Here is an 8,213-nt window from a genome sequence, read left to right on the forward strand (position 1 = left end):
GCAGCGGGCGGCGGTCGTCGGGCAGGGCGGCCAGCGTTTCGTCGAGGATGGTGGTGACATCCAGCACACCGTCGAAATCGCCCTGAAGGTAAGCGGCCGGTGCTTCGGCCCAATCCGAACAAGCGCGCGCAACCGCGATGAGATGACCTGCAAGATTGCCGCTATCGACCGCCGACACATAAAGCGGCAGCAGGGGCTGCAGCGACTGCGTGTCGTACCAGTTGTAGAGATGCCCGCGGAAGCGCTGCATCTTTTCCATCGTGGCGACAGTCTGATCGATGCGCTCAGCCGTTTCGGCCAGGCTGATCCAGCCGAAGTCGCGCGCGGAGATAGAGGACAGGAGATACACGCCAATATTGGTCGGCGAAGTCCGATGGGCGACGATGCCGACAGGGTTCTCCTGGAAATTGTCCGGCGGCAGGAAGTGCTCGCCCGGCGTAACGAACGTTTCGAAGTAGAGCCAGGTGCGGCGCGCCACGACGCGCAGCGACAGCTTGTCGTCGGCCGACACTTCCAAGCGGTCTTCCGAATGTGCCGAGCGGCTGATCAGCCAGGCGAAGGCCGGCGAGCCGATCCAGAAGAGAGCAAACAGCGCGCCAAGGAAGGCGCCGCTGGAGTTTGCGATCGTGGGAATGGCGACGCCGACCACGGCGATCACAAGAGCGCCATGCATTGTGCTGAAGGTGCCGAGCAGATCGTTGCCGCCCTTGGAGGCCTGCGAGGCCGTGCGCCATTCGAGCAGGTCGCGGCGGCTGACGAACATGCGGTACAGCGTGCGGATAATCGCATCGCCCATTAGCCAGGCCGAATGAGCGATCAGCACGACCTTTAGCACCACATGCGCGGTGGCAAAGGCGATGTCGCGCAACACGCCGCTGACATGGCCACGCATGGTGACGTCGAAGGAGCGCGGGAACAGTGAGTCCATCAGCTCGAAAGTCTGTGCCAGGAACAGTGTGATGATCAGCAGCGCCTGCCATTGCACCGCGAATGTGAAGGGCAGCAGGCTCCAGCCGGCGATCGATGCCAGCACCCAGAAGATCGGCGTGATGGTACGGCGCAGATTGTCCACCATCTTCCAGCGCGACAGGCCGGGAATGCCCGACTTCGGGTCGAACAGGTAGGGCAGAAGCTGCCAATCGCCGCGCGCCCAGCGATGGTGGCGCGAGGCGTCGGTGGTATAGCGGGTCGGATAGTCCTCGATGAGCTCGACATCGGTTGCAAGCTGCGCGCCAGCGAGCGAGCCTTCCAGCAGATCGTGGCTCAGCACTGAGTTTTCGGCGATACGACCCTTCCAGGCCGCCTCCACCGCATCGATGTGGTACAGGCCCTTGCCGGTGAATGTGCCGCTGCCGAAGACGTCCTGATAAACGTCGGAGACAGCGAAGACGTACGGATCGAGGCCACGATTGGCCGAGAACACGCGCTGGAAGAACGAGGCTTCGTCGCCCGTGGTCAGCGACGGCGTCACGCGCGGCTGCAGGATGGCCGCGCCGCGGATCACGATACCGGTCTTCGGATCGTTCACAGGTCGGTTCAGCGGATGCTGCATCTTGCCGACGAGACGCGTCGCTGCTTCGCGTGTCATGCGCGTGTCGGCGTCAAGCGTCATGACATAAACCACGCCTTCCGGCAGGGCTGTGTCCGGCGTCAGGAAGGTGGTGTCGTCGTCGCCGCGCAAAAGCAGGTTCAGCTCATGCAGCTTGCCGCGCTTGCGCTCCCAGCCCATCCACACGCCTTCAGCCTTGTTCCAAAGGCGCCGGCGATGGAGGATGTGGAAGCGGACGTTTGTGTCGCGCGGATAGCGCTCGTTCAGCACGCGGATTTCGCTGCGCGCGTAATCCAGCAGGTCCTGATCCTCGGGCGAAATCTCGTGTTTGCTGTCGTTCCAGTCGGTGAGCAGCGCGAAGGACAGCTCGCCCTTCATATTGGCGAGGAAATGCACTTCGAGGTTGCGCACGCTTTCATCGACATCGTCGCGCGAGCCGATCAGCGAGGGGATCACGACCAGCGTGCGCGCTTCTGCCGGCACGCCTTCCTTGTATTCGTAGCCGATCATGCGCGTCGGCGTCAGGAACAGCAGCGTCAGCGTATTATAAAGACCGACCGCTCCCTCGATCGCAGGGATCGAAAACAGGATGAGCAGTATCGTCATGGCTGCGGGGGTGGCGCCGAGCGCCCACAGACCGAGGCCCGCGGCCAGAAGCAATAGGCCCGTCAGGACAGCAACTGGGCCGGCAACAGCCATCCAGCCGGCACGACGCCAGATGCGGCGAAAACGCTGGGAAAAGGTCGGGTTGTAACCGAGTTCCTGTTCGAAGGCTTCGCGGCCGGAGCCAACCAGAACAACGCCGGCATCGCCGTCCACCGCCGCATGGGCCAGGGTCAGACGCGCGACCTCGACTTCCGTTTTCCCGGACCGGCGCGCCAGTTTTTCGATGGCCTTGCGGTATTCGTTGCGCGACGCAAAATCGAGTTCGGCAAAATGCGGTGTCTTGCGCAGTTCCTCGTCGACATAGCTGAGCGCCTCGAACCAGTCGCTCCATTCCACGTCGTCGACCAGGCGCAGGCTGCGGATGATGTTGCCGGTCGTGACATTGCCGGAAGACAGCGTCTGATGCTCGCCGTGGATCACGACCTCGGCATCGTTTCCGGCCTTTTCCAGCTCGGTTTCCAGCCAGCGCAGCGCTTCGCCTGCATTGCGCGAGCCGTCGCGCAGGCGGTACAGCAGCTGCGTGGCGAATGTGTTGTCCTGCGCATGCCGCGCGAGCGGCTTCAGCGCCTCTTCGCCAGCCCGAACCGAACCGGAACCAAGGATACGGTCGGCAACCACGTTGGCGACCTGGCGCATCTCGCGGGCGCGATCGACGCGCAGGGCAAGGCGCCGCAGGTTCTCGATCAGCACGAAGCGCAGGATCGAGGGTAGGGCCCACAGCTCGCCGATCTTCAGCGGGTGAACGGTCTGAAAACCGTGTACCAGAGCCTGAAAGGAGCTTTCCGAAACAGCGCTGTCTGTGTGCGCAACATAAAGCCAGGCCAAGGCCAGCGCGCGCGGGATCTCGTGTCCGCCTCCGATGCGGATCAGCGGGAGTTCGCGGTAGAAGCGGTGCGGAAGATCGCGACGAACCTGGTGGATCGCTTCTTCCACCACATGGTTGTTGTCGAGCAGCCATTGCGCGGCCGGCGTAATCGTATCGCCGCGCGCCACCGCATCATTGGTCGCGCGATAAACGCCGAGGATCTTGGCGGCGTTGTCCTTGAGCCGCTCCTGCACATCGAACGGCTTGATGTCGCGCAGGAAGCTTTCGCTGTTGTTGGCGAACTCGGCGCCCAGGCTGCGAAGGTTTTCTTCTCGGATGAAATTCGACCGGATCGGCAAATCCGCCGCTGCGGGAAGCGCCACGTCTGAAAACTTCAGGCGCGAAGAATCCGTCTGAACATCCATGATTTTATCCGTGCTCATGATTTCGCAGCCTCAAGGCCTGAAGCTGGCGACCCGGTTAAACCGATTTGATCCAAATTGGTTGCCGAGGCAAATGGAAATGGGCGCATCATCGATTGTCTACAGTCTCGCGCCTGCAATATCGCGCTTTGACGGAACCATTGTGAAACTTCTTTGCTGCACCATATGCCCAGCCATCCCTGTCAGATCGAAGCTGAACGCTGCATGACCAAAATTATTCGCAAGGCCGTAATTCCCGCAGCGGGCTTCGGCACCCGCATGCTTCCAGCCACCAAGAGCGTCGCCAAGGAGATGCTCACCGTGGTGGATCGTCCCATCATCGACTACATCGTGGAAGAAGCATTTTCCTCCGGCATCGAGCACATCGTGGTCGTGATCGGCCGCGGTAAGGGCGTGATCGAGGATCATTTCGATCATGCGTTCGAACTCGACACGTCGCTGCGTTCCAAGAACAAGCTCAGCGTGGCCGACAAGCTCACCTCCATGACGCCCAAGGCGGGCTCCATTTCCTTCGTGCGCCAGCAGGAAGCGCGCGGCCTTGGCCATGCGGTCTGGGCTGCCCGCCACGTGATCGGCGACGAACCTTTCGCAGTGCTTCTGCCCGATATGCTCATGGTCGATCAGCAGCCTTGCATCGCTTCCATGGTTTCCGTGTACGACAAATCGGGTGGCAACGTCATCGCCGTTGAACAGTGCAAGCCGGAAGAAGCCCACAAGTTCGGCATCGTTTCCCTTTCGGATGGCGCGGATCGTCGTATCACCGGCATGGTGGAAAAGCCGCCGCAGGGCACGGCTCCATCCAACCTCTACATTTCGGGCCGTTACATCCTGCAGCCTGAAATCTTCGACCTCCTCGAGAATCAGACACCGGGCGCCGGCGGCGAGATCCAGCTCACCGACGCGCTGATCAAGCTCATGGAAACGCAGGAAATCCGGCCGTATGAGTTTTCCGGCCGTACCTTCGATTGCGGATCGCCGGCCGGCTTCGTCAACGCCAACCTGCACATGGCGATGATGCGTCCCGATATCGCCGGCGACATTGAAGTCAGCGAATATACCGGCGGCTACAGCACGCTCTGATCCTCATCAGCGGATCTATTCAATCAGGCGCGGGCCCCTTTATGCAGCCTGCGCCTTTTTACCATCGGACAATGCTGCTGCCGCTTGTGAAAACGGTTGTTTGGCTGTCACAATCCGACGATACTCCCTGTCGCGGAAGCAATCTTTCGCCAACAATATGGGAGCGAGATTATGAAGACCATCGGGCTTACGGCCATTGTTGCCGCGTCGGTAACGCTGCTTTCGACATCGGCATCCTTTGCCGTCACGGAAATCAGCTGGTGGCACGCCATGACGGGTGCCAATAACGAGGTCGTCGAGACGCTCGCCAAGGAATTCAACGAAAGCCAGTCCGACTATAAGGTCGTTCCGGTCTTCAAGGGCACCTATCCGGAAACGCTGAACGCCGGCATCGCCGCATTCCGCGCACGCCAGGCGCCAGACATCATCCAGGTTTTCGACGCCGGTACGGGTGTCATGATGGCCGCCGAAAAGGCGATCAAGCCGGTGGCCGACATCCTTTCCATGTCGGGCGAAAGCTTCGACAAGAGCAAATATCTCGGCGGCATCGTCTCCTATTATTCGAAGCCGGACGGCACGATGCTGTCCTTCCCCTACAACTCGTCCTCGCCGATCCTGTATTACAACAAGGACGCCTTCCAGAAGGCTGGGCTCGACGTCAACAATCCGCCCAAGACCTGGACCGAAGTCTGGGATGCCGCCAAGAAGATCAAGACCAGCGGCGCTGCTGCCTGCGGTTATACCTCGACCTGGCTGACCTGGATCCAGACCGAAAACTTCGCGGCCTGGAACAACCAGCAATGGGGCACCAACGAGAACGGCATTGCCGCATTGGATGTCGAGCTGAAGATCAACACGCCCGTCTTCGTGAAGCATTTCGATGAGATCGCCGCGCTCGCCAAGGACGGCACCTTCAAATATGGCGGCCGCACCGCGGAAGCGAAGAACCTTTTCCTGTCCGGCGAATGCGCCATGCTGACTGAATCGTCGGGCGGCTTGGGCGACATGGTGAAGTCGGGCATGAATTTCGGCACCGGCCAGCTTCCTTATGAAGCCGGCACCGAAGGCGCACCGCAGAACACGATCCCCGGTGGCGCGAGCCTTTGGGTGTTCGGCGGCAAGGATGACGACAAGTACAAGGGCGTTGCGGCCTTCTTCGAATTCCTGTCGCAGACCCCGATTCAGTCGCGCCTGCATCAGGTTTCCGGCTATCTCCCGGTCACGATGGCGGCCTATGAAGAGACCAAGAAGTCCGGCTTCTATGAGAAAAAGCCGGGCCGCGAAATCCCGATCCAGCAGATGATGGGCAAGGCGCCGACTGCGAACTCCAAGGGTGTGCGCCTCGCTAACCTGCCGCAGGTCCGCGATATCCTCAACGAGGAATACGAGAAGATGCTGGCCGGTCAGCAGACCGCGCAGCAGGCGCTGGACAATGCCGTCGAACGCGGCAACGCAGCGATCAAGCAGGCGCTCGGCAAGTAAGCTTGCCGGCTAAATAAAATGTGCTAAAGCATTGCAATGGCTTACCCGTAGAAAACGGGTAAGCCGCTCCCGCATCGCAACCGGTGTGGGACGCTCTGATCGTGAGGACCCCGTTTGAGCCCCCGCGTTACATTCCCCAACAAGCTGCTGCCCTATCTGCTGGTCGCCCCGCAGTTGGCGATCACGCTCGTCTTCTTCTACTGGCCGGCCAGCCAGGCGATCTACCAATCGACCCTGCGCGAAGATCCGTTTGGGCTGGACAGCGCCTTCGTCGGCATCGACAACTTCCGCCGCGTCCTGGCTGATCCGAACTACGTCAATTCGATCCAGGTTACGGTGATCTTCTCGATCGCCACGGCCGTTCTTGCCATGGCGGTTGCCATGTTCCTTGCCGTTATGGCGGATAAGGTCGTGCGCGGGAAAGGCTTTTACCGCACGCTGATGATCTGGCCCTATGCGGTGGCACCGGCAATTGCCGGCATGCTGTGGCTCTTCATGTTCAACCCCTCCATGGGCACGTTTGCCTATATGCTGCGCTCGGCCGGCATCTACTGGGATCCCTTGTTGAACGGTCCGCAGGCCATGTTCCTGGTGATCGTCGCCGCGGCCTGGAAGCAGATCAGCTACAATTTCCTGTTTTTCGTCGCGGGCTTGCAGGCGATCCCGAAGACGCTGGTTGAAGCAGCGGCCATCGACGGTGCTGGGGAAACCAAGCGCTTCTGGACGATCATCTTCCCGCTGCTTGCTCCGACCACTTTCTTCCTGCTCGTCATCAACACGACCTATGCCTTCTTCGACACGTTCGGCATCATCCACGCGGTGACCGGCGGCGGACCGGGCAAGGCCACGGAAACGTTGGTCTACAAGGTTTACAACGACGGCTTCGTGAACCTGATCCTGGGCGAAAGCGCCGCGCAGTCCGTGATCCTGATGGTGATCGTCATCGCACTGACCGCCATCCAGTTCCGCTACGTGGAGAAGAAGGTGCATTATGGCTGAGGCTGCACCAGTAACGGGCCAATCCAAGGCAGCCTTGCTGGGCCGCCGCGAAGAAGGCGCCATGCTCGGCATTCCGCGCAGTTCGCGCTACATTGCCCACGCTACTCTGATCCTCGGCATCCTGATCGTCGCCTTTCCGATCTACTACACCTTCGTGGCGTCGACCCATTCGCTGCAAACGATCCTTCGCCCGCCGCTGCCCTTGCTGCCGGGCAAGGAGTTCTTCGCCAACTATTATCAGGCGCTGTTCGGCGGAATCGGCCAGATCGGCGGCGTCAATGTCTGGACGCTGCTGCTGAACTCCACGATCGTCGCGCTCGGCATCGCGGTCGGCAAGATCGTGATCTCGATCCTGTCGGCCTATGCGATCGTGTTCTTCCGCTTTCCGGGCCGCATGGTGTTCTTCTGGCTGATCTTCATCACGCTGATGCTGCCTGTCGAAGTCCGCATCCTGCCGACCTATAAGGTGATGGTCGATCTGAACCTGATCGACACCTATACCGGCCTGATCGTGCCCTTGATCGCCTCGGCGACCGCGACGCTGCTGTTTCGCCAGTTCTTCCTCACCATTCCCGGCGAGTTGGTGGAAGCTGCACGTGTGGATGGCGCCGGTCCGTGGCGCTTCTTCAAGGATATCCTCTTACCCTTGTCGGCCACCAACATCGCGGCTTTGTTCGTGATCCTCTTCATCTATGGCTGGACGCAATATCTCTGGCCGCTGCTCGTCACCAACCGCAACGACATGAACACGATCGTCATCGGCCTGCGAAAGATGATCTCCTTCGCCGATGCCGACACGCAGTGGCACCTCGTGATGGTGACCTGCATCCTCGCGATTGTGCCGCCGGTTCTGGTGGTTGTGTTCATGCAGCGCTGGTTCGTGCGCGGCCTCGTCGAAACGGAGAAATAAGACCGGAATGGCAACCGTTGAGCTGAAAGGTGTCCGCAAGGTTTATGGGGGCGGCGTCGAGGCCGTGAAGGGCGTCGATATCTCGATCGCCGACAAGTCGCTCTGCGTGCTGGTCGGTCCGTCCGGCTGCGGCAAGTCCACGCTTTTGCGCATGATCGCCGGGCTGGAAACGATCACCCACGGCACCGCTTCGATCGATGGCCGCGTGGTGAACGAGGTCGGCCCGGCCGAGCGCGACATCGCCATGGTGTTCCAGAACTATGCGCTTTACCCGCATAT

Annotated in this window: 5 protein-coding genes and 1 pseudogene; 5 read left to right on the forward strand and 1 reads right to left on the reverse strand. The window is 60.7% G+C overall.

Annotated elements, in window-relative coordinates; translation table 11 throughout:
* Positions 1-3,445 (reverse strand): annotated as a pseudogene (locus RTX98_RS16770) (protein ndvB); the annotation flags it as partial.
* Between the two features lie 222 nt (positions 3,446-3,667).
* Between RTX98_RS16770 and galU the strand changes: the two are divergent.
* The 5 genes from galU to RTX98_RS16795 all read left to right on the forward strand — a co-directional run.
* Entirely contained in the window at positions 3,668-4,543 is an 876-nt protein-coding gene (galU, locus tag RTX98_RS16775) for a UTP--glucose-1-phosphate uridylyltransferase GalU (RefSeq protein ID WP_312797964.1), read from the forward strand.
* A 171-nt stretch (positions 4,544-4,714) separates the two neighbouring features.
* Positions 4,715-6,025, forward strand: a complete 1,311-nt coding sequence (gene ugpB, locus RTX98_RS16780; protein ID WP_312797965.1) for a sn-glycerol-3-phosphate ABC transporter substrate-binding protein UgpB — start codon at positions 4,715-4,717, stop codon at positions 6,023-6,025.
* 114 nt (positions 6,026-6,139) lie between these two features.
* Positions 6,140-7,024, forward strand: coding sequence for a sn-glycerol-3-phosphate ABC transporter permease UgpA (ugpA, locus tag RTX98_RS16785; RefSeq protein WP_189502744.1), 885 nt, complete (start codon positions 6,140-6,142; stop codon positions 7,022-7,024).
* A 61-nt stretch (positions 7,025-7,085) separates the two neighbouring features.
* Entirely contained in the window at positions 7,086-7,934 is an 849-nt protein-coding gene (gene ugpE / locus RTX98_RS16790; protein WP_312797970.1) for a sn-glycerol-3-phosphate ABC transporter permease UgpE, read from the forward strand.
* 7 nt (positions 7,935-7,941) lie between these two features.
* Positions 7,942-8,213 (forward strand): ATP-binding cassette domain-containing protein (locus RTX98_RS16795; RefSeq protein ID WP_312797966.1); only part of this gene is annotated, 272 nt, incomplete at its 3' end.

Origin of the sequence: Tianweitania sp. (assembly GCF_032053605.1) — a bacterium.
Taxonomy (GTDB): Bacteria; Pseudomonadota; Alphaproteobacteria; order Rhizobiales; family Rhizobiaceae; genus Tianweitania.